The sequence below is a fragment of the Paracoccus sp. (in: a-proteobacteria) genome (assembly GCF_030604785.1).
Lineage (GTDB): Bacteria > Pseudomonadota > Alphaproteobacteria > Rhodobacterales > Rhodobacteraceae > Paracoccus.
Map to the genome: position 1 here is coordinate 1 of NZ_JAUVVF010000010.1, position 25,507 is coordinate 25,507.

General features: G+C 69.0%; 21 protein-coding genes and 1 riboswitch. Of the genes, 12 read left to right on the forward strand and 9 right to left on the reverse strand.

Translation table 11 applies throughout. From position 1 onward, the window contains the following. Positions 1 to 1,025, reverse strand: a 1,025-nt coding sequence (locus QAR72_RS05075) for an FHIPEP family type III secretion protein (RefSeq protein WP_304616283.1), incomplete at its 3' end; no start/stop codon positions are given. A gap of 172 nt (positions 1,026 to 1,197) precedes the next feature. Between QAR72_RS05075 and QAR72_RS05080 the strand changes: the two genes are divergently transcribed. The 5 genes from QAR72_RS05080 to QAR72_RS05100 are packed head-to-tail and all read left to right on the forward strand — an operon-like array spanning position 1,198 to position 4,325. Continuing rightward, a complete protein-coding gene (locus QAR72_RS05080; RefSeq protein WP_304616284.1) occupies positions 1,198 to 1,740 on the forward strand; it encodes an LPP20 family lipoprotein in 543 nt (180 codons plus the stop codon). 14 nt (positions 1,741 to 1,754) lie between these two features. After that, complete coding sequence (locus QAR72_RS05085; protein WP_304616285.1) at positions 1,755 to 2,852, forward strand: flagellar assembly protein T N-terminal domain-containing protein; 1,098 nt, start codon at positions 1,755 to 1,757, stop codon at positions 2,850 to 2,852. Beyond that, entirely contained in the window at positions 2,849 to 3,607 is a 759-nt protein-coding gene (gene flgA / locus QAR72_RS05090) for a flagellar basal body P-ring formation chaperone FlgA (protein ID WP_304616286.1), read from the forward strand. The genes QAR72_RS05085 and flgA overlap by 4 nt, the downstream gene beginning before the upstream one ends. Then, positions 3,592 to 3,897 carry a flagellar biosynthesis anti-sigma factor FlgM gene (gene flgM / locus QAR72_RS05095; RefSeq protein ID WP_304616287.1) on the forward strand — a complete coding sequence of 102 codons (306 nt, stop codon included), beginning with the start codon at positions 3,592 to 3,594 and terminating at the stop codon, positions 3,895 to 3,897. The genes flgA and flgM overlap by 16 nt, the downstream gene beginning before the upstream one ends. An 8-nt stretch (positions 3,898 to 3,905) precedes the next feature. Continuing rightward, on the forward strand, positions 3,906 to 4,325 hold the full coding sequence (locus QAR72_RS05100) for a hypothetical protein (protein WP_304616288.1): 420 nt from the start codon (positions 3,906 to 3,908) through the stop codon (positions 4,323 to 4,325). Positions 4,326 to 4,519: 194 nt separating this feature from the next. On the opposite strand, the gene QAR72_RS05105 is transcribed toward QAR72_RS05100, so the two are convergent. The 8 genes from QAR72_RS05105 to QAR72_RS05140 all read right to left on the reverse strand — a co-directional run bounded on the left by QAR72_RS05105 (position 4,520) and on the right by QAR72_RS05140 (position 15,438). Continuing rightward, positions 4,520 to 4,924 (reverse strand): flagellar export chaperone FliS, encoded by a 405-nt coding sequence (locus QAR72_RS05105; protein ID WP_304616289.1) that lies wholly within the window; start codon positions 4,922 to 4,924, stop codon positions 4,520 to 4,522. A 94-nt stretch (positions 4,925 to 5,018) separates the two neighbouring features. Further along, entirely contained in the window at positions 5,019 to 5,663 is a 645-nt protein-coding gene (locus QAR72_RS05110) for a response regulator transcription factor (protein WP_304616290.1), read from the reverse strand. Positions 5,664 to 5,849: 186 nt separating this feature from the next. Continuing rightward, positions 5,850 to 8,288, reverse strand: coding sequence for a calcium-binding protein (locus tag QAR72_RS05115; RefSeq protein ID WP_304616291.1), 2,439 nt, complete (start codon positions 8,286 to 8,288; stop codon positions 5,850 to 5,852). A 359-nt stretch (positions 8,289 to 8,647) separates the two neighbouring features. Beyond that, positions 8,648 to 9,040, reverse strand: a complete 393-nt coding sequence (locus tag QAR72_RS05120; protein WP_304616292.1) for a DUF1850 domain-containing protein — start codon at positions 9,038 to 9,040, stop codon at positions 8,648 to 8,650. Further along, positions 9,040 to 11,163 carry a TRAP transporter permease gene (locus QAR72_RS05125; RefSeq protein WP_304616293.1) on the reverse strand — a complete coding sequence of 708 codons (2,124 nt, stop codon included), beginning with the start codon at positions 11,161 to 11,163 and terminating at the stop codon, positions 9,040 to 9,042. The genes QAR72_RS05120 and QAR72_RS05125 overlap by 1 nt, the downstream gene beginning before the upstream one ends. Before the next feature lie 51 nt (positions 11,164 to 11,214). After that, positions 11,215 to 12,171 (reverse strand): TAXI family TRAP transporter solute-binding subunit, encoded by a 957-nt coding sequence (locus QAR72_RS05130; RefSeq protein ID WP_304616294.1) that lies wholly within the window; start codon positions 12,169 to 12,171, stop codon positions 11,215 to 11,217. Positions 12,172 to 12,365: 194 nt separating this feature from the next. Then, the gene (locus tag QAR72_RS05135; RefSeq protein WP_304616295.1) at positions 12,366 to 13,673 is read right to left on the reverse strand and encodes a sigma-54-dependent transcriptional regulator; all 1,308 of its coding nucleotides are present in this window, start codon (positions 13,671 to 13,673) and stop codon (positions 12,366 to 12,368) included. A gap of 4 nt (positions 13,674 to 13,677) precedes the next feature. Beyond that, positions 13,678 to 15,438 carry a sensor histidine kinase gene (locus QAR72_RS05140; protein WP_304616296.1) on the reverse strand — a complete coding sequence of 587 codons (1,761 nt, stop codon included), beginning with the start codon at positions 15,436 to 15,438 and terminating at the stop codon, positions 13,678 to 13,680. A gap of 295 nt (positions 15,439 to 15,733) precedes the next feature. Continuing rightward, a riboswitch (guanidine-I (ykkC/yxkD leader) is annotated at positions 15,734 to 15,844 on the forward strand. Positions 15,845 to 15,911: 67 nt separating this feature from the next. On the opposite strand from QAR72_RS05140, the gene QAR72_RS05145 reads away from it, so the two are divergent. Genes QAR72_RS05145 through atzF form a run of 7 tightly spaced genes read left to right on the forward strand, consistent with a single transcriptional unit; the run spans position 15,912 to position 25,387 of the window. Continuing rightward, complete coding sequence (locus QAR72_RS05145) at positions 15,912 to 16,988, forward strand: putative urea ABC transporter substrate-binding protein (protein ID WP_304616297.1); 1,077 nt, start codon at positions 15,912 to 15,914, stop codon at positions 16,986 to 16,988. 24 nt (positions 16,989 to 17,012) lie between these two features. Continuing rightward, positions 17,013 to 17,825, forward strand: a complete 813-nt coding sequence (locus QAR72_RS05150; RefSeq protein WP_304616298.1) for an ABC transporter permease — start codon at positions 17,013 to 17,015, stop codon at positions 17,823 to 17,825. Further along, on the forward strand, positions 17,822 to 18,676 hold the full coding sequence (locus QAR72_RS05155; RefSeq protein ID WP_304616299.1) for an ABC transporter ATP-binding protein: 855 nt from the start codon (positions 17,822 to 17,824) through the stop codon (positions 18,674 to 18,676). The genes QAR72_RS05150 and QAR72_RS05155 overlap by 4 nt, the downstream gene beginning before the upstream one ends. Further along, entirely contained in the window at positions 18,654 to 19,448 is a 795-nt protein-coding gene (locus QAR72_RS05160) for a DUF1989 domain-containing protein (protein ID WP_304616300.1), read from the forward strand. Before QAR72_RS05155 ends, QAR72_RS05160 begins: the two co-directional genes overlap by 23 nt. After that, positions 19,448 to 20,044, forward strand: coding sequence for an urea amidolyase associated protein UAAP2 (locus tag QAR72_RS05165; protein ID WP_304616301.1), 597 nt, complete (start codon positions 19,448 to 19,450; stop codon positions 20,042 to 20,044). The genes QAR72_RS05160 and QAR72_RS05165 overlap by 1 nt, the downstream gene beginning before the upstream one ends. A gap of 4 nt (positions 20,045 to 20,048) precedes the next feature. Continuing rightward, the gene (uca, locus tag QAR72_RS05170) at positions 20,049 to 23,579 is read left to right on the forward strand and encodes an urea carboxylase (RefSeq protein WP_304616302.1); all 3,531 of its coding nucleotides are present in this window, start codon (positions 20,049 to 20,051) and stop codon (positions 23,577 to 23,579) included. Further along, positions 23,579 to 25,387, forward strand: coding sequence for an allophanate hydrolase (gene atzF / locus QAR72_RS05175; protein ID WP_304616303.1), 1,809 nt, complete (start codon positions 23,579 to 23,581; stop codon positions 25,385 to 25,387). Before uca ends, atzF begins: the two co-directional genes overlap by 1 nt. The last annotated feature ends 120 nt before the right edge of the window (positions 25,388 to 25,507 follow it).

The window sequence follows — 25,507 nt, forward strand, 5'->3', positions numbered from 1 at the left end:
GGGACGGCGGGCGCATCGGCGGCGCGGCGGCGCGCCTCGGCGCGGGTGGCGGCGATGGCGGCAAGGCCCGCACCGGCGGCCGCGATCAGGAAGATCAGGTTCGGCATGCCCGGCACAAGGCCCAGGATCAGCAGCACGGCCGCCGCAGGACCCCAAGCGCGCGAGATGTTCACCTGCCGCCCGATCAGCCCGCCCATGTCCGAGGACGAGGACGAGCGCGTCACGATGATCGCGGCGGCCAGCGACAGAAGGAGACCCGGCACCTGTGCGACCAGGCCGTCGCCGACCGACAGGCGGACATAGGTGTCGGCGGCCTGGCCGATGGGCAGCCCGTGTTGGGCCGCGCCGACGATGATGCCGCCGATCACGTTGATGGCCAGGATGATCAGACCGGCGATCGCGTCGCCTTTGACGAATTTCGAGGCGCCGTCCATCGCGCCGTAGAAATCGGCCTCAGCCGCGATCTCGGCGCGGCGGGCCTTGGCGTCTTCGGGCGACAGGATTCCGGCGTTCAGGTCGGCATCAATGGCCATCTGCTTGCCGGGCATGGCGTCCAGCGTGAACCGGGCGGACACTTCGGACACGCGGCCCGCGCCCTTGGCGATGACGACCATGTTGATGATCACGAGGATCGCGAAAACCATCAGGCCCACGACGAAATTCCCGCCGACGACAAAATCGGCGAAGGCCTCGATCACCTTGCCCGCCGCCGCGCTGCCCGTATGGCCCTCGGCCAGCACGATCCGGGTCGAGGCGACATTCAGCGCCAGACGCAGCGTGGTGGCGATCAGCAGCAGCGAGGGAAAACTGGAAAAGTCCAGCGGCCGCTCCGAATGCACCGCCACCATCAGCACCAGCAGCGACAGCAGGATGTTGCCCACGAAGAACACGTCCAGCAGCGTTGCGGGCAGCGGCAGGATCATCATGGCCATGATGACCAGGATGCCGAGCGGCAGAGCAAGGCCGCCCACATCGCCGCGCAGCAGGCTCGCGGCGCCGAAGGGGGCGCGGGCAGGCGCGTTCATCGATGCGGCCTTTCGGTCAGGGTGGGGATCAGGGGCATGGCAGGGCCTCGGACGGTGGCAGACGCCAGCTACGGTGCAAGCATCGTGCCATTGCGGCGCGCCGCACCTGGCCCGCGCTGGCACGACACTTGCAGCATCAGGGCCAAGACCGATCCAGCCCCGAGGCCCTGCCATGCCCAGTTCCCGCCCCGCCCGTTTCCCCTCTGCCGGACGCGCTGTCCGGCGTCCCGCGCTTGCCGGGCTGCTGCTTGCCGCGCTGCTGCCGATGGGCTGCGGGTCGGGCAATGCGCCGGGCGCGGCCACCCAGCCGGTTCCCGCCGCAATCCAGCCCGAGTCCGCGACTCTCTCGGACGACCGGGGCGCGCCGCCGCCGCCGCCGACGCTGCCCGAGCCGGGCGCGCTGGTGGGGCGCGGCTTCGCGCAGGTTGCCGGTCAGCCGGGCCAGACGCTGAACGAAAAGCGCCTGCTGGCGATCCGCGCCGCACGCCTGGATGCGATGCGCGATCTGACCGAACAGGTCCATGGCATCCGCATCAGCTCGGACAGCCTGCTGCGCGACGCCGCCATGCAGAGCGATTACGTCGCAGCCCAGGTGCAGGGCACGATGCGCGGTGCGCGCACCGTCTCGATCGAGCCGCGCGGCGAGGACGGCTATGCGGTGCAGCTGGAACTGAGCCAGGCCCTTGTCGCGCAGATCGCGCGCGCGGCCCGGTGAGGCCCGCGATGCGGATGGGTCGCAGGGTCTTCACCGGATTGCTGGGCGCGGCGCTGATCGCCCCGGCGGGCGCGCATGCCAAGGGGCGCGGCTGGGTCGAGGCCGTGGGCGCGGCCCATGTCTCGGGCGCGGCCGACCTGCCCGCCGCACGGCGCCGGGCGCTGGCGGATGCGCTGCTGTCGGCCTCGCTGGCCGGGGGTGCGGATCTCAGGGGCCATTCGGCGCTGTCGATGACCCGCATGACCTCGGACCTGATGGTGATGCGCCCGACCGGGCAGATCCTGGAACACCGCGTCCTGTCCGAGCAGCTTGACGGCCAGCTTCTGCGCCTGCGGGTCGCGGCGCGCGTGGGACAGCCCCGTGCGGGCGAATGTCCCGAACGGCGGCGCCTGCTGGTCACCGCCTACGCGCCCGTGATCGATGTGGCGCCGGAAGTTCCGGCCTGGGCGGATGCGCTGGCCGGTCAGGTGGCCGCCGACCTGATGGCGCGCGCAGCCGGGCATCCGGCGGTGGCGCAACTGGTCCGCGCCGACCGGCTGCCGCCTGCGGACCCTGCCCGCGACCGCTTCGACTATCAGCGCCTGACGCGCGGCAGCACGCGGGTTCAGGCGGGCGGTCATGCGTTGCAGATGCTGATCCAGATCCGCCGGATCGACCGGAACCTGAACTTCGGCCTGTCGCTGCGGCTGGATGGCTCGGCGGGGGAAAGCTTCGCCGCCTCGGACGCTCAGGCGCTGCGCCTGCCCGGCGCGTCGCTTCTGGGCAATGCCGCCGTGCTGACCCAGCCCGACCGCCACCGCATGGCTGCCCGGCTGGCGCAGGGCGCCGTTCCGGCGCTGGCGGGACTTCTGGACCGCGCCGCCTGCCAGCCAGTGCTGGAGCGGCTGCGCCTCGCCTCGGGGCGGCTGACGCTGCCGGTGGGGCGGGCGCAGGGGCTGATGCGGACCAGCATCGGCTTCACCGTCGATCCCGACCGCTCGACCGAGCTGCTGGAGGTCGTGGCCCTGGGCGAACGCAGCGCCGAACTGGCGCCCTTGGACCCGCAGCGCCCGAAAAGCGCCTTTGACGGTCGCCCCGTGCGCTTCGTCACGACCGCGGCGGGGCTGCCATGAGGCGCCTTGCCCTGATGATTGCGCTGGCCCTTCCCATGGCCGCCGAGGCGCGCGGCCTGTCCGGGGCCGAGACCGCCGCGCTGATCGCCGATGCGATGCGGCAGGCGGGGGCGCCCCTGCCGGACATGGCCCCGCCCCTGCGGGCGCTGCCCGATTGCGACGCGACCCCTGCCGTCACCGCGCTGAGCCCGGATTGGGGGCGCGTTGCGCTGGACTGTCCCGGCCCTCAGGGCTGGCGGCGCGTCTTCCGCACCCGCAGCGGAGCCGCCACTCCGGCGCCGCGCGAACACGCCGAGGCGCGGCCGGTGGCCACGCTGCCCGCTCTGGCGCTGGTGCGGCCCCTGCCGCGCGGTGCGCGGATCGCGGCCGAGGATCTGGCGCAGGCGGCGCGTCCCGCCGCAGGCGATGGCGGGCAGGCGCTGGCCGATCCCGCGGATGCGGTCGGGCGGCGCGTGCGGCAGAACCTGCGCGCCGGCCAGATCGTGCTGGAACGGCATCTGGAACCCGCCCTGGATGTCGAGCCGGGCGACGCCGTCACCATCGCGCTGAACGCATCCGGGATCGAGATCATCGTGACCGGCACCGCCCTGGGCGGCGGGGTGGCGGGCGACCGCATCCCCGTGCGCCCCGGTCCGGCGGGCCGCGAGGTCGAGGCCCTGATCACCGCACGCGGCGTCGTTCGCGTGCGTCCTAACATGCGACGCCGCGCTGCCGTTAGGCAGGGCATACGGAGGCAGTCATGGTCAACCCAGTAACACCTAACATCACCCGCCTGCGGCCGGTCACGGAACTGGAGCCGGATCGCGGTGCGACGCGCTCTGCCGCGTCCGGCGCGACCCCCGCGGCGCCGGGCAAGGTGGGCATGGACAGTCTCAGCCTGTCGGCCGAGGCGGGCAGCCTGCCCGAGGCCCTTCGTCAGGGTCCGCCAATCGACCGCGCGCTGGTCGATCGTCTTGCCGGGGCCATTGCCGCCGGCGCCTATCCCATCGACCCCGAACGCATCGCGGACGTGCTGTTCCGCGACGCCATCGACCTGTCCCGCTAGGAGGCGCGATGTCCCTGACCATTCCCGTTCCGGTCCTGCTGGCCGCAGTCGCCCTGTCGGCGGCGGTGCTGGTCTGTGCCTGGATCATGCGGGCGCGCCGCCGCAGCGCCGCCGCCGCGTCCCAGGCACAGGAGGCCGAGGCAGAGATGTCCTTTGCCGCCGAGGCGCCGATGACCGCCCTTGCCCTGCGCATCGAATTGCTGGGCGATCAGCTTCAGGCGCAGGACCAGCGCCGCCAGGCCGAGGCCGTCGCGCTGCGCGATGATCTGAACGCGCTGCGTTCCGATGTGGAATGGCTGACCTCGGAACGGATGATCGAACAGGCCATCGCCATGTGCCGCGAAGGGCTGCCCAACCACGAGATCGGCGACACGCTCGGCCTGTCCAGCGACACCGTGCGCACGATCCGCCTGCTGCGCACGCATTGAGGGCTGGCCCTGCGGGGCCGCCCGGAACCGGCAGTTGCCCTTGTGCCTGTCACCTCGCCCGCGCCCCTTGAAGGGCGCGGGTCTTTTCATGCACGGTTTCCCATGTGGCGGTTGGGCGCCCAAGGCCCCGGAATGACCAAAGGCCCGCATCGGGAATGCGGGCCTCTTGCGGGATCTGGTGCGTCTGGTCGGCGTCAGCCGATGGCGCCGGAGGGCTGCTGGCCGATCTGCGACCATGCCCCGCGCAGCGAGGCGATGAAGGACAGCGCCTTCGCAATGCCCTCGGGATCCTCGATCTCGCGGCGGAAGGCCGCCACCACCTGGACCCGGCAATATTCGTAAACCTGGAACAGGGCCGGTGCGATGTCGCCCCCGCGCTCGAAATCAAGGCTGTTCTGCAGCAGGTAGATCGCCGAGAGCGCGCGGGTCATCGGGCTCGGCGGCAGGTGGTCGCCGGCGGCGACTGCGTGGGACAGCGCCTCCAGGGCGCCATGCAGCTCGGTCAGCGCCACGCCGATGATCGCATGGGGATCTTCGGGCGCGGTCAGCCCCGCCTGAGCGGCGCGACCATAGGAACGGCGGGCAAATTCCAGCGACATGACATCCTCGGATCGTTGTCGATTTCTGCCCTTATCAACGGCTTGAGCGGCAAAACTGTTAATCGCAGCCTGCCTCTCAGAGCGTTTCTGGGTCTCAGACCAGCCCCATGTCGCGCGCCACGACGACGGCTTGGGTGCGGTTCTGGACGTCGAACTTGCGGTAGATCGAGGTGACGTGCATCTTCACCGTCGGCTCGGCCAGCTGCAATTCCTTGGCGATTTCCTTGTTGGGCTTGCCCTCGGCCAGGAAGTTCAGGACCTCCATCTCCTTGTCGCTGAGATGGCCCTGACGCGGGGCGCGGACCTCGGGCGATTGCAGGCGCATCAGCTCCATCGGCAGATAGCGCTCGCCGCTCTGCATGAAGCGGATGGCGTTGGCGAGGCTGCGGACAGGCGTGGTCTTCAGCACGATGCCCGAGGCGCCCGCCTTCATGATCTCGTCCTGCATGCGCGGGGTGGGGGTGCCGGTGATGATGGCGACGGGCTTGCCCTCGTTCAGGCGGATGGCGCGGCGCAGGCCCGCGACGCCGTTCATGCCGGGCATGTGCAGGTCCAGCAGGACGACGTCGAACGCCCCCTCGGACTGGATCAGGTCGGCGGCCTCGTCGAAGGACTCGGCCGTCGTGACCTGCATGTTGCCGCTTTCGGTCAGAAACAGCGCAAAGACCTCCAGGATCATGCGGTGATCATCCGCCAGAAGAACGCGGATGGGTTTTTCGCTCGGAACGTCCATGAGCATCTGGTCTTCTCTCCTTTTGGCGCGGGTTCTTTTCCGTTGTCTTTCTGAGCTGCCGGTTCCCCTTCGCCTGAGACGGATGGTTCACCAGATACGCATTCATATCAACGTGATCGAGACCTTTGCGCCGGTGGCCTGACCTTTGAGTGCGGCACCGCTAGCCGGACGGATAGGCGGCCCGCCAATTGTTCAACAGCGCCCGTTTCCGCACAGCCCCGCTGCGTCGAGACGGCGGACGAGGGCGGACAGGATCCGGCGGCTGGCCCGGCCGCTCCAATGCGAGGGCGCGACCTTGCGCGCCAGCTTGGGGCCGATCCACCAGTAGAAGCGGATGAAGACCCGGCCCGCGCGATAGCGGCACAGATGCCGGTCGCGGAAGGCGCGCAGCGCGACCACGTCGGGATGCAGCCGGTTGCCAAAGGCGGCGGTGGCGACGAAACAGCCCCCGCCCGAGCCATCCTCCTGCTGCGGGTCCTCCTGGTCGTCATCGCCGTTGTCGCGATCATCGGGATCGGTCGGCCGCGTCGGCACGCCCAGATCGCCCGGCTCGGGTTCGACCACCGGCATGCGCGCGTCCATGAGCGTCTCGAGGCGCGGCAGCCAGTCGCTGTCCATCGGCAGAAGCGCCTTGAGGCCGGGATGCGCGACCGGCAGCTGGTTCACGTTCATCGGATCGATGAACGAGGCCACCAGCGCCTTGCCCTTCGCGTTCGACAGAAGGTCGAAATTCATCGCGGGCAGGCGGTCGATCAGGTTCGCGCCTTCCATCAGCGTGACGGTGCGGCCCTCGGGACTGGTGATGATCAGGTTGCCGTCCTCGACATGGCTTGCCGCGCGCATGTCCTCGGCGCGCTCGAAGGCGCCGCCAAAGCCCAGCAGGTCGCCCTGCTTGAAGCCCGAGACGATCACGTCGCGCTCGCCCCCCGTCAGGATGACGGCGCTGCCCTTCGAGGCATCGACCGTCACCACATCCGCGCCGCTGCCGTCGATCAGGACAAGGCTCTGGCCGTTGCCGGTGACGATGCTGTCATTGCCGCGCTGCGAGATGAAGACGTCACTGCCGCGCCCGCCGATCAGCAGGTCGTCGCCCGCCCCGGCCACCAGCACGTTGCGCCCGGCCACCCCCATCAGCGTGTCATCGCCGACATGGCCCATCAGCAGGTCGTTGCCCATCCCGCCCTTGAGCAGGTCGTTGACCATGCCCGTGCGGTGATCGGTGACGTTGTGCGCGCCCTCAAGGACCAGATCCTGGCCCCGGTCGCTGATCGTGACCACGGCCAGCTCGTTCGGGCGCAGCGTGAAGCTGCCGCGCAGGTCGGTGCCGCTGATCACCTTCATGTCGCCGCGCGCATCGACGATCCGCGTCGGGTCGGTCAGATGGACCGTGCTTTCGTCATACCAGTCGGAATGGGGCGAATCGGCCGGGATCAGATGGCGGATGCTGACATGCTTGCCCGGCGCGATCGCATCCAGGTCGAAGCGGTTGCTGCCCTCGGTCATGTTGCCCAGAAAGACCACGCGCTGCGTCTCGGACTGGAAGCCCGTGACCGAAAAGCGGCCCCTCAGCCCGATATCGGCGGTCGCATCCCCATCCGACATGGTCCGCATGCCGATCAGGCTGCTCGAGGCGATGTCGAAGATCTGCCCGAAGGGTGTGGCCTTGGCGGTGATGAGGCCCCCGTCGCTTTCCGCCGGCGGGAACTTGGCATCATACATCTTCGAGGTCAGCCACTTGTAGGTGCCGCCCCAATGGTCGATCCGGCCGACGCCATTATCGACATAGCGCGACAGCTCCTCGATCCACAGCGTCGCCTGGTTGACGCCGTAGAAGGGCTGCGGACCGGCATGAATGCCCATATTGAATTCCGACAGCGAGATATCGAGATCGCGCGAAAATCCGGGCAGGCTCGCAAAAACCTTGGCCGGTTTCAGCGCGCCCTCCATTTCGCTGTCCAGATCCTTGTAGGGATTGGGATAAGCGTGCTGATAAATGACATCCACAAACGCGCGGTTCGGCATCGAGATCTGTGCCGCTATTTCGGCCGATTCACGCGAGCCGCTAGGGCGCCACGCCGCGCCGGCCTGAATGCCGATATCAGGACGCACGAAATCATCGCCAAAATGCGATGACAGTCGATCGTTCAGAGAAACAAGGCGGGGGATCTGGAAATTGGCGATCTTTCCGTAATCCGACGCCGAAATCGACGCCCAATATTCATTGCCGATCTCGAAAGAGGTGACGCGAAGCTTGTCGCCTTCGGTCAGCGCATTTTCCAGTTCAGTCAGATAGCGGTTGAATGCGCCATGGCGGAAAGTCTGGGTTTCGGTGTCGAAGAACTGGAAGGTCGGAATGACGACAGTCAGCGTCGTGTCATGCGTTTCCGCCAGCGCCAGAGCCTCGCGCAGGGTCATGACGTAGTTCTCTGACCCTTCGGGCATGGGATCGCCGAACATCCGGCGAAGGCCGCCATTCGCCCATGTCTGATCCTCGGTCACGCCTCCGCCGGGATAGCGGAAATGCGAGAACGTCACCTCGGACAGTTTTCCGGAGAAGGGGCTGCCCGGTTTTGCGCTGTCATTGGTCAGCACGATATTCATGCCGAAATGACTGGAATTGAGGACGCCCATCTCTTGCCTCCGGTTGTGAAAGGCAAAAGCGGTCCCATTCACCGAAAACGGTGTTCCAGAAATCCGTTCGCTGCGCTTTGCCCGTCAGGTTTTCCCGACAATAGGAAAATAACCTGATCCGAGCGGGGCGCCAGAAAGCGTAAGGCTAAGGAATTTCCTGCATCTGGATGCCGATGGGCATTCGTCGGGAAATGAATGTGTGAATGGATGCGGAATGAATATACCGAAGAATATGCCGGTCAAATTCGACGGTATGAAAACATCCGGTCGTCAGTTCACATAGGTTAAACTGACGCGACGGCAACGCCGCCTCGCGGCGAATCCCGGATGTTCATGCAGCTTCAGGATGTGCGACCGGATCAGCGGTCCGGGGATGCGGGCGGCCGGTCGGCGGCGCAGCGATCCGTGCCGGCCCACAGGCGCAGAGGCTGGCCCGTCCCCTCGAGATCGTGGCAGATGCCCGCCGCGCAGAGCCGCCATCCCGCCGTAGTGCCGGAATCGGCCAGCCAGATCTCTTGCTGCGGGGGGATGCGGGGGGTGTAGTGCCAGGCGCCGTCGCGCCAGACGGCGTCGGGCGGCGGCTCCATACCGGCGCCCGCGCCGGTCAGCCGCGCTTCGACGGGCGCCATGCCCTGGGCGCTTATCTGCCAGCGCTCCCACCAGAGGGTGCGGCTGACCGAATGCGTCCATTCCAGCGTGAATTCGCCCGCCGCCAGCGTCAGGACAGTGGCGCCGGCGGCAAGGCACAGCATCAGGCGGCCACGCGCTTGCGGCGCACCCGCAGCCCATGCGCTGCAAGGAAGGCCAGCGCCAGACCGAAGCCCGCCGCGTCCGAATTCGGCAGCGCCAGGATCAGCGACACGCCCGCCCCAAGGGCCAGCAGGCGTTCGGGCAGCGTCGTGCGGTCGAACAGATAGCCGACGACCGCGACGCCCCAGAGGCCCACCCCCAGAACCGTCTTCAGCAGGACAAAGGCGACCTCGACCGGATAGCCCCAGCTTTCCGCGATGGCGCCGCCATCCTGAAGCATCAGCGAGGGCGTGTAGACCGCCATGAAGGGGATGATGAATCCCGCCGCCGCCAGCCGTATCGCCTGCATCGAGATCTTGAGGCCGGTGGATTTCGCGATGGGCGCGGCGGCAAAGCAGGCCAGCGCGACGGGCGGCGTCAGGTCGGCCATGATCCCGAAATAGAAGACGAACATGTGGCTGACCAGCAGCGGCACGCCCAGCTCCAGCAGCGCGGGACCTGCCAGGGACGAGGTGATGATGTAGTTCGGGATCGTCGGGATGCCCATGCCCAGGACCAGGCAGGTCAGCATCGTCAGAAGCAGCGACAGGAACAGGTTGTTCTGCCCAATGGCTATGATCGCGCCGATGAAGGTCGAGGCGATGCCCGTCAGCGTCAGCGTGCCGATCACGACGCCCACGATGGCGCAGGCCATGCCCACCGGCAGCGCATTGCGCGCCCCTTGCGCCAGCGCGTCGCGCACGATGCCGACAGTGGGCCTTGCTCCCCTCAGGACAAGGCAGGCGATCATCAGCCCCGCGATCACGATGGCCAGCAGGTTCACCCCGTAGCGCATGAAGCTTGCCGCCGCGAGGCCGAGCGCGACCCAGAAGACCATGCGGAAGGCGAAAGGTCCGATCATCGCCGCCAGCGGCGTCCCGAGGATCAGCACCGTGACCAGCGCCAGCCCCATCGTTCCCGCGAAGATCGGCGTGTAGCCCGCGAACAGCAGGTAGACCAGCGCCGCCAGCGGCAGGACCAGCGGCCATTGATCGCGAACCGCGTGCCAAGGATTGGGCAGCGTCTCGCGCGGCAGGCCGCGCAGGTTGTCGCGCCCGGCCTGCAGCCAGACCATCCAGAAGACGACGCCGAAATACAGCAGCGCCGGGATGATTGCGGCCTTCACGACCGAGGCATAGGGAACATTCAGCGTCTCGGCCATGATGAAGGCGACCGCGCCCATCACCGGCGGCATGATCTGGCCCCCCATCGAGGCTGTGGCCTCGACCCCGCCGGCAAAGGCGGGCCGGAAGCCCGATTTCTTCATCATCGGGATGGTGAACTGCCCCGAGGCGACGACATTCGCCACCCCCGAACCCGAGATCGTGCCCATCAGCGCCGAGGACAGCGTCGCCACCTGCGCGGGCCCGCCCCGCACATGGCCGACCATGCCCAGGGCGAAATCGTTGAACAGGTTCAGCATGCCGGCCCGTTCAAGGAAGGCCGCGAAGACCACGAAGATGAAGATATAGGCCGAGCTGACATAGATCGGGCTGCCATAGATGCCTTCGGTCCCAAAGGCGAAGTGCTCGACGATCTGGTCGAAGCCGTAGCCGCGATGGATGAAGGGCGCGGGCAGGTGCTGGCCCAGAAAGCAATAGGCCAGGAAGATGCCCGCGATGACCGCCAGCGGCCAGCCCATCAGCCGCCGCGCGCCCTCGAAGACCAGCACGATCAGGATGGTGCCCATCACCAGATCCATCTGGTTCAGGAACCCCGTCCGGCGGATCAGGGGCGCATACTCGATCCATTGATAGATCCCGGTCAGAAAGCCCAGGATCCCGAGCGCCCAGAAAAACGCCTGACCCGCCCGCGTTTTCGCGACCAGATTGCCGACCAGGACAAAGCCCAGAAGCAGCAGGAAGCCCACATGCATCGCCCGCACGATCTGGCTGGGCAGGGTGCCATAGGCCGCAGCCCAAAGCTGGAACAGCGAAAAGACGACGGCCAGCCAGAAGGCGATGCGGCCGGGGATGCCCTGCCCGAAGCCGGGGGGCAGGCCCTCGCTGACCTCGGCCTCGGCATTGGGGTCAAGACGGGGCTGGTCGGCGGGCGCGGGCCCGCCGGCGGGGATGGGATCTCTCATGGCGCTCTCCGGATGATGGGACGGCCCGCGCGGGCGCGCGGGCCGTTCGGCTTACTGGATCAGGCCGATCTCGCGGTAATACCGCTCGGCCCCCGGATGCAGCGGGATGGGCAGCCCGTCCAGCGCGGTCTCCGGGGTGATCGCGGCCGCCGCGCCGTGGGCGCTGCGCATCCGGTCGAGATTGTCGAACATCAGCTTGGTCATCTGATAGGCGGTTTCCTCGCTGACGCCCTCGTGGGTGATCAGCATGTTGCCCACCGCCGCCGTGGCGATGTCCTCATCGATCCCGGCATAGGTGCCTGCCGGAATGGTTGCGGGGACGAAGGGCTCGCCGATGGCGGTCACGACATCCTCGGGGATTTCGACGATGGTGATGTCGTGGGTCGCCGACAGGTCCTGGATGAAGGCCACGCCCAGACCCGAGGATTGCAGCGTCGCCTGCAACTGCCGGTTCTTGATCAACTCGGCCGATTCCGCATAGGGCAGGTATTCGACCCGGGCCAGATCGCCGTAGCTCATCCCCGCTGCCTCGAAGATCGCGCGGGCATTCAGTTCCGTCCCCGAGGCAGGCGCGCCGACCGACAGGGTCTTGCCGCGCAGATCGTCCAGCGTCACCGCCCCCGAGGCCGCATCGGCGACGATCTGGATGTAGTTCGGATAAATGGCGGCAATGGCGCGCAATTCAGTCAGCGGACGCGGAAAGCCTGCCTCCTCATTGCCCTCCCACGCCATCTGGACGCTGTCGCCCAGGGCAAAGGCGATCTCGCCCCGGCCCTGCGCCAGCAGGTTCAGGTTCTCGACGCTGGCCTTGGTGGCCTGGACCTGCGTCCGCGATCCGTCGATGCCCGCGGCGTAGATTTCCGACAGCGCGACGCCAAGCGGGTAATAGACACCCGAGGTGCCGCCAGTCAGCACATTGATGAAATCTTGCGCCTGCGCCTGGGGCGCGGTGGCCAGAATGCCCGTCAGGGCGGCCGCCGGGACGGCGGCAGCGATACGATGGAACATGCGATCCTCCCATGATGTTCTGGAGCGAAGGCTAGCAGGCGCCGCCCCGCCAACACACGTGCAAGTCACGGCGGCGTGAATCCGGACATATTCCGGGCAAGTGATTGATTACAGGTTGCTATGCGCCGATGGATCAGGGATAATCGGGCAATATTTCGCCAGATTAAACGAATAGCGGGCAAAATTTTGCCCGATCACTCGGCCCGCAGGCCATATCGCGCGATCTTCTCGTTCAATGTCCGGCGCGGCAATCCCAGACGTTCAGCGGCCAAGGCTGCGACGCCTTTGGCGTCCGAGAGGGCCGAGGCGATCATCGCGGCCTCGATCGCGGCCAGACGTTCGGGCAGGGGCGGCTCGGGGTCGGGCAGGGGGGCGGGCTCCGGCGCCAGAACCAGACGCTGCGCCTCGGCGCGCAGTTCGGGCAGGTTGCCGGGCCAGTCATGCGCGACCAGCCGGTCCAGATCGGCGGCACGCAATTCGGGGGCAGGCAGCCCCAGCCTGCGTGCGGCCTCGTGCAGATGGGCCGCGAACAACTCGCCCAGATCCTCGCGCCGCTGCCGCAGCGGCGGCAGGGTCAGCGCGGCGGCCGACAGGTGATGGAACAGATCGGCCCGCAACCGTCCCTCGGCCATGGCGCGGGCGGGGTCCGGCCCTGTCCCGGCGATCAGGCGCAGATCGACCGGGCGCGGCGTGGCGGCGCCCCCGCGCATCACCTCGCCATCGCGCAGAACCGCCATCAGCCGCGCCTGCAGCGCCAGCGGCAGCACCTCGATCGAGGCCAGATACAGCGTTCCCCCGCTGGCCTGCTCGATCCGGCCCATTCGCGCCCCGCTGCCCGAACCGCGATCCTGTCCGAACAATTCCGCCTCGGCCCCCGGGCCGGTCAGGGCATGCGCGTCCAGCGTGACAAAGGGCTTCCGCGCCCGCCGCCCCAGATCATGCAGAGCGCGCGCCAGTGCGCGCCGCCCCGTTCCGGGTTCGCCCGATAGCATCAGGTCAACCGGCAGGTCGGCCAGCGCGCGCACCCGCTGACGCAGGTGCCGGACATGGGCGCTGCCGCCCGGCAGCCGCGCCTCGAGCCGTTCCGACATCAGCGCGGGGCCGCCCGCCCGCGCCTGCCGCCGCATCCGGCGCAGGGCGACTGCGCTGTCCAGAACCTCGACCAGATGCTCGGCCCGGTAGGGCTTTTCCAGAAAGTCATGCGCCCCGGTCCGCATCGCGGCCACCGCAACCGGCACATCGGCATGGCCCGACAGCAGCACAACCGGCAGGTCGGGATCGCGAAGCCGCAGCGCATCCAGAACCTGCTGCCCGTCCAGCCCCGGCATCCGCAGATCGGTGACGACGCAGTCGCAGCCGGGCAGGTCCAGCCCGGCCAGTGCCGCCGCCGGATCGGTGAAGGTCCGCACCGCGAAGCCCGAGGCCTCCAGCCAGTCGCCCGCCGCCTGACAGAGCGCTGCCTCATCATCGATGAAGACGATCCTGCCGCGATCGTTCTGCATCCGCCTAACCCGCCAGAAGCCGCTCGGCGCGGAACAGAGGCAGCTCGACCTCGGTCAGCGTGCCGCCGCCGGGCCGGGGCCGGAATCCCAGCCGCCCGCCCGCCTGATCGAGGATGCCCTGCGTGATCGACAGGCCCAGCCCCAGCCCCTCGCCCGACAGACGGGTGGTGAAGAAGGGCTCGCGGATGCGGCTTTCCATGCCCGGCGCGATCCCCGGACCGCGATCCGCGATCTGCAGCCGCAGCCCGTCCTGCCCAAGCGCCAGCCCCACATGCAAGGGTTCGGAACTGCCCTCGGCGGCATTGGCCTCGGCCGCGTTCAGGATCAGGTTCGTCACCGCCTGCTCGTAGCGAAGCGCATGGCCGCGCACCGGGGGCAGCTCCTCGGGCAGGTCCAGCACCACGCTCTGGCCCAGTTCGCGCAGGCGCGGCGCAAGGATCTCGGCGCTGCCCGCCACGACCTGCGCCAGATCGACCGCCTCGGGCGGTTCGGGCCGCTGCCTCGCGCCGAAGCGCCGCAGATTGCGCACCATCTTCTGCATCCGCACCAGCATCGCCCGCCCCGAGGCGATGCTGGCCGCCGCCTTGTCGCGCCGCCCGGCGGCCAGATGCAGTTCGGCGGCGGCCAAGGTGCTGTCCAGCGCCGAAAGCGGCTGGCTGACCTCGTGCACGATGGTCGAGGACATCCGTCCCAGCACGGCCAGCTTGGCGGCATGGACAAGGCTCTCATGGGTGCGGCGCAGATCCTCCTGCGCGCGACGGCGCTCGTCGATCTCGCGGGCCAGCGCCTCGGTCCGCTCGGCCACGCGGCGCTCCAGTTCGGCATTCTGGTTCAGCCGGACGCGGATCAGCTGCCGCCGCTGCCACAGGCCGACCCCAAGCGCCGAGGTCAGCAGCCCCGCCAGCGCGGTCGCCGCGGCGACCAGCCGGGCCTGAGCCTCGACCGGCGCCACCGGCAGGCCGGCGACGATCCGCCAGCGATCGGCCTCCAGCACGCCCTCGGCCAAGCGCAGATCCTCGGCCAAGGCCGCGCGCAGGGGTGGCGCCACGGCGATGTCCAGCCCGTCATAGCGCCGCTCGGCCCCGATCCGGGCCAGCGCGGTGTCGGATAGCGGGTCCAGCGGATGATAGACCCAGTCCGCGCGGCCCGACAGGAAGACGATTCCCAGATCGTCGGCCAGCCCGATTTCCTGCCCGGCCCCCTCCCAAGCAGCCGCCAGGCCCGCCATGTCCACCTTGGCCACCGCCACGCCAAGCGCCCCGCGCGACCCTTCCACGCGCGAGGCGAGGAAATAGCCCGGCACGCCCGTCGTCACGCCGATCGCATAATAGCGGCCCTCTCCCGCCGCCATCGCATCGATGAAATAGGGGCGGAACGAGTAATCATGCCCCACGAAGCTGCCGGGCTCGGCATGGTTGCTGGCCGCCAGCGTCACCCCGCGCGCATCCAGCAGATACAGCTCGTCCGCGCCCGACAGTTCGCGCGCGATCCTCAGATAGGCATTGGCCGCCCCCGCCGGTCCGCCCGGTTCGGCCAGCAGGTCCAGAATGCGCGCATCCTCGGCGATGACGGCGGGCAGATAGCGGTAGCGTTCGATCTGCGTCTCGATCGCGTGCCCGGCCAGGGCCACCCGGCCCTGCAACTCGGCGTCCAGCCGGGCCATCCCGCCTTGCCGTGCCAGCGATCCCGCCGCGAGGCTCGCCCCCGCGACCAGAACCAGCAGCAGCGCCAGACGTGGGATGGACCGGGATGCAAGAGGCGTCATGCCCTCACCATGCCATGCAAGCGGGGGCAAGCAAAAGCCCCGCCTTTGCCTTGGCCAAATATCCCGGGGGAGTCGCCGCAGGCGACGGGGGCAGCGCCCCCGGCCCGGCCAAGGCCCGCATCACCCGCCGAATCGCCGCGAGACCCTGTCATCGTCGCGCATCTGCCTGCAGCCTGACCATGAAGCCCACGCGCCCGGCGCGATTGCCCGCCGAAAGGGCAGTGGTGCGTGGTCCCGCCCCAAGGGCCGCGCTGCGGCTTGATCCGGGCGCAGCCCCACCGGCAGGCTGGGACCAGAGTTTGACGGCTAGGGTTCCGGCGCCACATGGCGCGTCTGGTCCAAGAGCCGTCACCTGCCCGGGGAGACATCCCGGCATGGCGCACGGCGGGACAAAAACCCGGGAGGCCTCGTAAAGCCAAGGGATTGGCGGCGCGATGCTTCGTCATTCCCAAGAACCTCGAAAAGGAACCGGGATGACCATGATCCGACTGGCCCGCATGACCCTGCCCGCGCTGCTTCTGGCCGCGACCGGATTGTCCGCGACCGAAGCCCGCGCCGAGACCCGTACGGATTTCAAGGTGGCCTGGTCGATCTATGTCGGATGGATGCCCTGGGGTCATGCCGCTGAGACGGGAATCGTGGATCGGTGGGCCGACCGCTACGGGCTGACCATCGAGGTGACGCAGTTCAACGATTACGTCGAATCCATCAACCAGTATACGGCGGGCGCCTATGACGCAGTGACGCTGACGAACATGGACGCGCTGTCGATCCCGGCGGCCGGGGGCGTGGACACGACTGCCGTGATCGTGGGCGATTTCTCGGCGGGCAACGACGCGGTGATCCTCAAGGACGCCGAGAGCCTCGAGGAGATCCGGGGCCGGTCGGTCAACCTCGTGGAATATTCGGTCTCGCATTATCTTCTGGCGCGGGCGCTGGAAAGCGTGGACCTGTCCGAACGCGATGTCAGCGTCGTCAACACCGCAGATCCCGACATGGTCGGTGCCTTCCAGACGCCCGGCGTTACCGCCATGGTCACATGGAATCCGATGGTCGCAGAGATCGCGGCCCTGCCCGACGCGAATATCGTCTTTCAGTCCGGACAGATCCCCGGTGAGATCATCGACCTGATGGCCGCCAGCACCGCTGCGCTGGAGGAGAATCCCGATTTCGGCAAGGCCCTTGCCGGGATCTGGTACGAGACCGCCGCGCTTATGGTGTCGGACACGCCCGAAGGGGCGGCGGCGCGGGCGGCGATGGGGGCGGCCTCGGGAACCGATCAGGCCGGGTTCGAGGCGCAACTGGCCGCGACGCGGCTGTTCGACGATCCTGCCGATGCGGTGGCTTTCGTCACCTCGCCCGATCTGGCCGGGACGATGGACCGGGTGCGCGGGTTCCTGTTCGACAAGGGGCTGCTGGGGCCGGTTGCGGCCTCGGCCGATATCGTGGGGATCGAACTGCCCGGCGGCGTCATCCTGGGTGATCCGGGCAATGTCATGCTGCGCTTCACCGACCGGTTCATGCGGATGGCGGCCGAGGGCGCGCTCTAGGCGCGGCATCCGGGGGCAGGGATCATGCGCGCCATCAACATCCGCCCCGGCCGGGGGACGGCTCTGGTTCTGGGCCTTTTGCCCTTTGCGGCGCTGGCCGTCGCCTATCTGGCGGGTTCGGCGCTGCGGCTGGCCGAGAATCCGTCGGACAAGCTCTTGCCCGCGCTGACCACGCTGGCGGCCAGCATCGACCTGCTGGCCTTCACCCCGGACCGGCGGACGGGCGATTACCTGCTCTGGGCGGATACCGCCGCCAGCCTGACGCGGCTGGCTTGGGGGCTGGGCATCGCGGCGTCCCTTGCGCTGGTCTTGGGCCTGCTGGCGGGGGTGCTGCCGGTGATGCGGGCGCTGCTGGCACCCTTCGTGGCCTTCGTCTCAATGGTGCCGCCGCTGGCGCTGTTGCCGATCCTGTTCATCGTGATGGGGCTGGGCGAGACCTCGAAGATCGCGCTGATCGTCATCGGCATCACGCCCATCCTGATACGCGACCTCATGCTGACCGCCACCGCCCTGCCGCGCGAGATGATCGTCAAGGCCGAGACGCTTTCGGCGTCAAGCTGGCTGATCGCGCTGCGTGTGGTGCTGCCGCAGGTCATGCCGCGCCTGATCGACAGCCTCAGATTGCAGATCGGCCCGGCCTTCCTGTTCCTGATCGCGGCCGAGGCGATCTCGTCCGATGCCGGGCTGGGCTACCGGATCTTTCTGGTGCGCCGCTATCTGGCGATGGAGGTGATCTTTCCCTACGTCGCCTGGATCACGCTGCTGGCGGTGCTGCTGGACCTGGCGCTGTCATCGCTGCGCCGCCGGATGTTCCCTTGGGCCGAGGTGGGCCGATGACCGCGCTCAGCATCAGCCATCTGTGGAAGGAATACGGCGATCAGATCGTTCTCGAGGACGTCTCGATCGACATCGGGCCGCGATCCTTCGTTGCGCTGGTCGGGCCGTCGGGCTGCGGCAAGACGACCTTTCTGCGCCTGCTTCTGGGGCAGGAAACGCCCAGCAGGGGCCGCATCCTGATCGACGGCCAGCCCCTGCCGCCCGAACCGGGGCCGGATCGCGGCGTGGTCTATCAGCGCTATTCGGTCTTTCCGCATCTGACGGTGCTGGGCAACGTGATGCTTGGCCCCGAGATGCGCGCCAGCCGGTTTCTGGGCCGCCGTTTCGGCGCAGCCCGCCGCGCGTTGGCCGACGAGGCGCGTGCCATGCTGGCCGAGGTCGGGCTGGCTGGCTCCGAACAGAAGTATCCCGCCCAGTTGTCCGGCGGGATGCAGCAGCGGCTTGCCCTGGCGCAGGCGCTGATGATGCGTCCGCGCGTGCTGCTGCTGGACGAGCCCTTCGGCGCGCTGGACCCCGGCATCCGCGCCGATATCCATGCGCTGATGCGCCGCCTGTGGAACGAAGTTCCGATGACGGTGGTGATGGTCACGCATGACCTGCGCGAGGCCTTCACGCTGGCCAGCCGCGTGGTGGTCTTCGAGCGCCCCCGCGACCGTCCCGAGGAGCGGGACCGCTACGGCGCGCGGCTCAGCCGCGACATCGTCATCTGGCCGCCGCGTCTGGCGGGCCGGACGACGCCTTACGACACGGACAGGATGCCCGGTCGGGACGACCCGACCCCTGATGCGGCGGCAGCCGGGACGACCCGGCAGGCAGAAGGACGGACCCATGCATCTTCACCGCAGCCCTGAACAGATCGCCGCCGACCGCGCGCGATACGACGAGCACCAGCGCCGGGGCCTTGAACAGGCCCCCCGCGCATTGCCCGATCGCAGCCCCGTTCCGGCAGCCGATCCCGACCCCGCGCTGATCCTGGCGCAAGAGGACATCCCCGGCGGCTGGTATCGCACCCTGCGCCTGAAGGTCGGGCAGTCGCTGCGGATCTCGGGCGGGTCGGTCTCGGTCGCGGCCTGGGCGGCGGATGATCCGTCCGAGCGGATGAACCTGCCCGACACGATCAAGGTCCAGTGGACGACGGAATTGTCGCGGGGTCGGGTGATCCTGTCCGATATGGGCCGCGCGATGCTGGCCCTGACCGAGGACAGTTCGGGTGCCCATGACGTTCTGACCGGCGGATCGACGGCGGCGGATGTCGCGACGGGGGCGCGCAATTGCCGTGACAACATGGTTCTGGCGGCGGCCAAGCTGGGTCTGGGGCGGCGCGACCTGCCCGCCGTGCTGACGCTGTTTGCGCCCGTCCGCGTGGACGAGGCCGGCCGCCCCGGCTGGCGCGGCGCGCTTCTGTCCGGGCACGACTGGGTCGAAATGCGCGCCGAGATGGACCTGCTGCTTGCGCTGTCGAACACCCGCCATCCGCTGGACCCCGCGACCGGCCCCGAACCCGCCGCATCGCTGACGCTGCTGGCCGCCCGGCCCGTGCCGCCCGACGATCCCTGCCGCACCGCCTCGGCCGAGGCGGTGCGCGCCTTTGAAAACAACGCACGCAAAGCCGGGGGCCTGTGATGGAACGCATCTTCGACATTCCCGCCGAGGCGCCCTGGTCGGGCCTCGTCCGCAAGGGCCAGACCATCCGGATCGAGGACAGCCATGGCCAGCAGGCCATCGACACGATCTTCTACGCCGCCCATGATTTCGGGGAACGCTACTGCAACCAGGCGACGATCCGCGCCAATGGCTGCGCCTATATCGGACAGGGTTCGCGCATCGTCTCGTCCGAGGGGCGGCTGATGCTGACCGTGACCGCTGACCGCGCCGGGCGGCACGATACCAGTGCGGGCTGCTGTTCGTGCGAAAGCAACAGCGTGCGCTTCGGCCACCAGACGCGCGACATGCATTCCTGCCGCGAGAATTTCATCCTGGAACTGGCGCGGCACGGCATGACCAAGCGCGACATCGTGCCGAACATCAATTTCTTCATGAACGTGCCGATCAGCCCGAACGGCGCCATGACGATCGATGACGGCATCTCGGCGCCCGGCGATCTTGTGGAATTGCTGGCGGCGATGGATGTGCTTTGCGTGATCTCGAACTGCCCGCAGGTGAACAACCCCTGCAACGGCTTCGACCCGACGCCGATCCGCGTCCTGATCCGGGACTGATGCCATGTTCAGCAAGGTTCTGATCGCCAATCGCGGCGAGATCGCGCTGCGTGTCATCCGCACGCTTGGGCGCATGGGCGTGGGCTCGGTCGCGGTCTGGTCGGATGCCGACCGTTTCGCCCCTCATGTCGCGCTGGCCGACGAGGCGCGCAGGCTTGGCCCCGCGCCCGCCGCCGAAAGCTATCTGGACATCGACGCCGTGATCGCGGCGGCGCGCGAGACGGGGGCGGATGCCGTCCATCCCGGCTACGGCTTCCTGTCCGAGAACGCCGCTTTCGCCGAACGGCTGGCGGCCGAGGGCATCGCCTTCATCGGCCCGCGCCCCGACCATCTGCGCGCCTTCGGCCTGAAGCACCGGGCCCGCGCGCTGGCGCAGGCGGCGGGGGTGCCGCTTCTGCCGGGCTCTGGCCTGCTGGCCTCCGAGGACGAGGCCCTGTCCGAGGCCGAGCGCATCGGCTATCCGGTCATGCTGAAAAGCACCGCGGGCGGGGGCGGCATCGGCATGCAGCTCTGCCACGACGCGGCCATGCTGCGCGCGGCCTTCGCCGCCGTGCGCCGCAGCGCCGAGGCCAGCTTCGGGGATGCGCGGCTTTACCTTGAACGCTTCGTCGCGCGCGCCCGTCATGTCGAGGTGCAGGTCTTCGGCGACGGGGCGGGCCGCGTGGTGGCGCTTGGCGAACGCGATTGTTCGCTGCAACGCCGCAACCAGAAGGTCATCGAGGAAACCCCCGCACCGGGCCTGTCCGAAGCGTTGCGCGCGCGGCTGCACGATGCGGCGGTCCGGCTCTGCGCCTCGGTCGATTACCTGTCGGCGGGCACGGTCGAGTTCATCCTGGACCCCGTGCGGGACGAGGCGTGGTTTCTCGAGGTCAATACCCGCCTTCAGGTCGAGCATCCCGTGACCGAGGCCGTTCTGGGCATTGATCTGGTCGAATGGATGATCCGGCAGGCGGCGGGCGAGGCGGTCATTCCCGCGACCCTGCCCGCCCCGCAGGGCGCCGCCTTCGAGGCGCGCCTTTACGCCGAGGCGCCCCACGCCGATTTCCGCCCCTCCGCCGGGCGGCTGACCGAGGTGCGCTTTCCGCGCGGCATCCGTGTCGATGGCTGGATCGAGACCGGGACCGAGGTCACGTCGCATTACGACCCCATGCTGGCCAAGATCATCGTGCATGGCCCCGACCGTCCTGCCGCGCTGGCGGCGCTGCGGCAGGCGCTGGCGGACAGCCGGGTGGCCGGGATCGCGACCAATCTGGACTATCTGCGGGCCATCGCACGGTCGGACCTGATGCTGCCGGAAAACCTTTCCACCGCCGCCTTGCGAGACTTCACCTTTGCCCCCGCAGGAGCCGAGGTGCTGGCCGCGGGCCCGCAGACGACGCTTCAGGAACTGCCCGGACGGCTTGGCCTGTGGCATGTGGGCGTCCCGCCCTCGGGGCCGATGGATGCGCGCTCGATGCGGAACGCGAACCGCCTGCTGGGCAATCCGCCCGATACGGCGGCGCTGGAGATGACCGTTTCCGGGCCGGTCCTGCGCTTTCTGGCGCCTGCACGGGTGGCCGTGGCGGGGGCTGCGATGCGGCTGGACCTTGACGGCCAGCCGGTCGCGGGGCCGGTCGTCGATGTCCCGGCGGGCGGCGTTCTGTCGGTCGGTCGGATCGAGGGTCCCGGCCAGCGCGCCTATCTGGCGCTGCAAGGGGGCTGGGACGCGCCGCAGATGCTGGGATCGCGCACGGCCTTTGCGCTTGGCGGCTTTGGCGGGGCGGGCACCGGTGCGATCCGCACGGGCGATCTGCTGATGGCGGCGGGGGGCGAGGTCGGCCCGGCCATGCCCGTCGAACCGGCGGAACTGACCCATGACTGGGAGATCTCGGTCCTCTACGGGCCGCATGGTGCGCCGGATTTCTTCCTGCCCGAGGATGTCGAGACGCTATTCGACCATGCCTACGAAGTGCATCACGGCTCGGCCCGGACGGGGGTGCGCCTGATCGGCCCGGCGCCGCGTTGGGCGCGCCCCGACGGGGGCGAGGCCGGACTGCACCCCTCGAACCTGCATGACAACGCCTATGCGGTGGGCGCGATCGACTTTACCGGGGACATGCCGATCATCCTTGGCCCCGACGGCCCCAGCCTCGGCGGCTTTGTCTGCCCCGCCGTGGTCGCGGCGGATGATCTGTGGAAGCTGGGGCAGTTGCGCCCCGGCGACCGGGTGCGGTTCCGCCCGGCCGCGCGCCGCGCCGATCCGGTGGCCGGTCCGCTGGCCACGCCCGCACTGGCGCGGGCGGGATCGCCGATCCTGTGGCAGGACGAGGCCGCGCCCGTTACCGTCACCTATCGGCGGCAGGGCGATGCAAACCTCCTGGTCGAATACGGGCCGATGGTGCTGGATATCGGTCTGCGGCTTCGCGTGCATCTGCTGATGCAGGCCGTGGCGGATGCCGGGCTGCCGGTCATCGACCTGACGCCGGGCATCCGGTCGCTGCAGGTCCATTACCACGCCGACCGGATCAGCCGCCGCGACCTGATCGCGGAACTGGCGCGGCTGGAATCGGCGCTGCCCGATGCGGCCGAGGTCTCGGTTCCCAGCCGTGTCGTGCATCTGCCCCTGTCCTGGAACGACCCCGAGGCCGCCCTAGCCATGCGTCGTTATCAGGAGGTGGTCCGGCCGGATGCGCCCTGGTGTCCCTCGAACATCGAATTCATCCGCCGCATCAACGGGCTGCCCGACGAACAGGCGGTGCGGCGGATCGTGTTCGACGCCTCGTATCTGGTGATGGGGCTGGGCGATGTCTATCTGGGCGCGCCCGTCGCCACGCCGGTCGATCCGCGTCACCGGCTGGTCACGACAAAATACAACCCCGCCCGCACCTGGACGCCCGAAAACGCTGTGGGGATCGGCGGCGCCTATATGTGCATCTACGGGATGGAGGGGCCGGGCGGCTATCAGCTCTTCGGGCGCACGATCCAGGTCTGGAACAGCTGGCGCCGGACCGGCCCCTTCGCCGAGGCGCCCTGGCTTCTGCGCTTCTTCGACCGCATCCGCTTCTACGAGGTCGATGCCGCCGAACTGGCCGAGGCGCGCGCCGCCTTTCCCCACGGCGCCTATCCCCTGCGGATCGACGAGGGCCGGTTCTGCTGGGCCGATGAACAGCGCGCGATGGCGGGGCAGGGGGCTTCGGTCGCGGCGTTCAAGGCGCGGCAGCAGGCCGCCTTTGATGCCGAAAGGGCGCATTGGCGGGAAGCCGGGCTGGACAGTTTTCTGGCTGATGATGGCGCGCATGGCCCGGCGCCCGGCGCGGTGCAGGCCGTGCCGGACGGGCTGACCGGCGTGGAGAGCCCGGTGCCGGGGACGCTGTGGAAATACCTTGCCGCGCCGGGGGACCGGGTTGCGGCAGGGGCCACGATCGCCATCGTGGAGTCGATGAAGATGGAGATCGCCGTTCAGGCCCCCGCTGCCGGGCGCCTGATCGAGATGCGCGCCGACCCTGGCCGCACCCTGCGCGCGGGTGACGTTCTGGCCGTGATGGAGACCGAGTGATGACCCTGCCTGCCATGCTGACGCTTGACGCCCTGCGCGAGGCTCTTGCCGGAGGCGCAAGCCCCCTCGACCTGATCGAGCAGGTGATCGCCCGCCGCGCCGCGCTGGCCCTGCGCGACCCGGCGGTCTTCATCACGCCGACGCCGGACGACGAACTGCGCGCCGAGGCCGCGCGTCTGGCGGCCCTGTCGCCGACCGAGGCCGCCGCCCTGCCGCTTTACGGCGTGCCCTGCGCGATCAAGGACAATATCGATGTGGCAGGGTTGCCCACCACCGCGGCCTGTCCCGATTTCGCCTATCGCCCGGACCGTGACGCGACGGTCGTGGCGCGGTTGCGCGCAGCCGGGGCCATCGTGATCGGCAAGACCAATCTGGACCAGTTCGCCACCGGGCTGAACGGCACGCGCTCGCCCTATGGCGCGCCGCGTTCGGTCTTTGACCCGGCCTATGTGTCGGGCGGCTCGTCCTCGGGCTCGGCGGTGGCGGTGGCGGCGGGGATCTGCGCCTTTACGCTTGGCACCGACACGGCCGGATCGGGGCGGGTCCCCGCGGCGTTCAACAACCTTGTCGGCCTGAAGCCCACGCCGGGACTGGTGCCGAATACCGGCGTTGTCCCAGCCTGTCGGTCGGTCGATGTGGTGACGATCTTTGCCGGATGCGTCGCGGATGCCGCCACCATCCGCCGCGTGATCGAGGGGCTGGACCGGGGCGATCCGTTCTCGCGCAGCGCCGCGCCCGTGGCCCTCCCATCACGCCCGCGCATCGGCATCCTGACTCCGACCGAGCGTGAATTCTACGGCAATGCCGAGGTCGAGGCGCTTTACGACAAGGCGCTTTCCCGCGCCGAGGCTTTGGGCGCAAGCCTGGTTCCCATCGACTACGCCCCGTTCCGCGAGGCGGCGGCCCTGCTTTACGACGGCCCCTGGGTGGCCGAGCGGCTGGCCGCGATCGAGGATTTCCTGAACGCCCACCCCGAGGCGCTGGACCCGACGGTCCGCACCATCATCGAGGGGGCTGCGGGGCGCAGCGCGGTCGAGACGTTCCGCGGTCTCTACCGGCTTGCCGAACTGCACCATGCCGTGGCGCCGATCTGGCAGGATGTCGATATGCTGCTGCTGCCCACTTGCCCCACCACCGCCACGGTCGAGGCCATGCGCGCGGATCCGATCCGGCTGAACAGCCGCTTCGGGCTCTACACGAATTTCGCCAACCTGATGGGTTATGCCGCCATCGCCGTGCCCGCGGGCTTTGGACCGTCGAGCCTGCCTGCCGGCGTCACGCTGGTCGGGCCGGGCTTCAGCGACGAGGCGCTGACCGCGATGGCGGACGCCCTGCACCGGGCCGCGGACTGCGGCATGGGCCATGACCGCAAGGCCGTCCTGCCTCCGCCAGCGGCGCCGATCCTGCCCGAGGGCATGATCCCCTTGGCCGTGGTGGGCGCGCATCTGTCGGGCATGCCGCTGAACGACGAACTGACCGGTCCGGGTGGCGTTCTTCTGGAGGAGACGCGGACGGCGCCGGGCTACCGGCTTTACGCCTTGTCCGGGACGGTGCCCCCCAAGCCGGGAATGATCATGGACCCCGGCCATGAGGGGCCGGGCATCTCGGTCGAGATCTGGGCATTGCCGCCCGCCGCCTTCGGCGCCTTTGCCGCGCGCATTCCCGCCCCCCTCGGCCTTGGCAAGGTGCGGCTGGCCGATGGGCGCGAGGTGACGGGATTTCTGTGCGAAAGTCATGCCCTTGCGGGTGCCGAGGAGATCACCGCCTATGGCGGCTGGCGGGCCTGGCGCGCCGCAAGGGCTGGCTAACCACGGATCTGGGATCGCTTCGGGGCCGGGCGCGCCCCGCGACCACCATGCGTCTGGTCAAGCAACCAGACCGGCCGTTCAGGCGGGGCAGGGCGATGCGCCCAAGGGCCATGGGCGGCC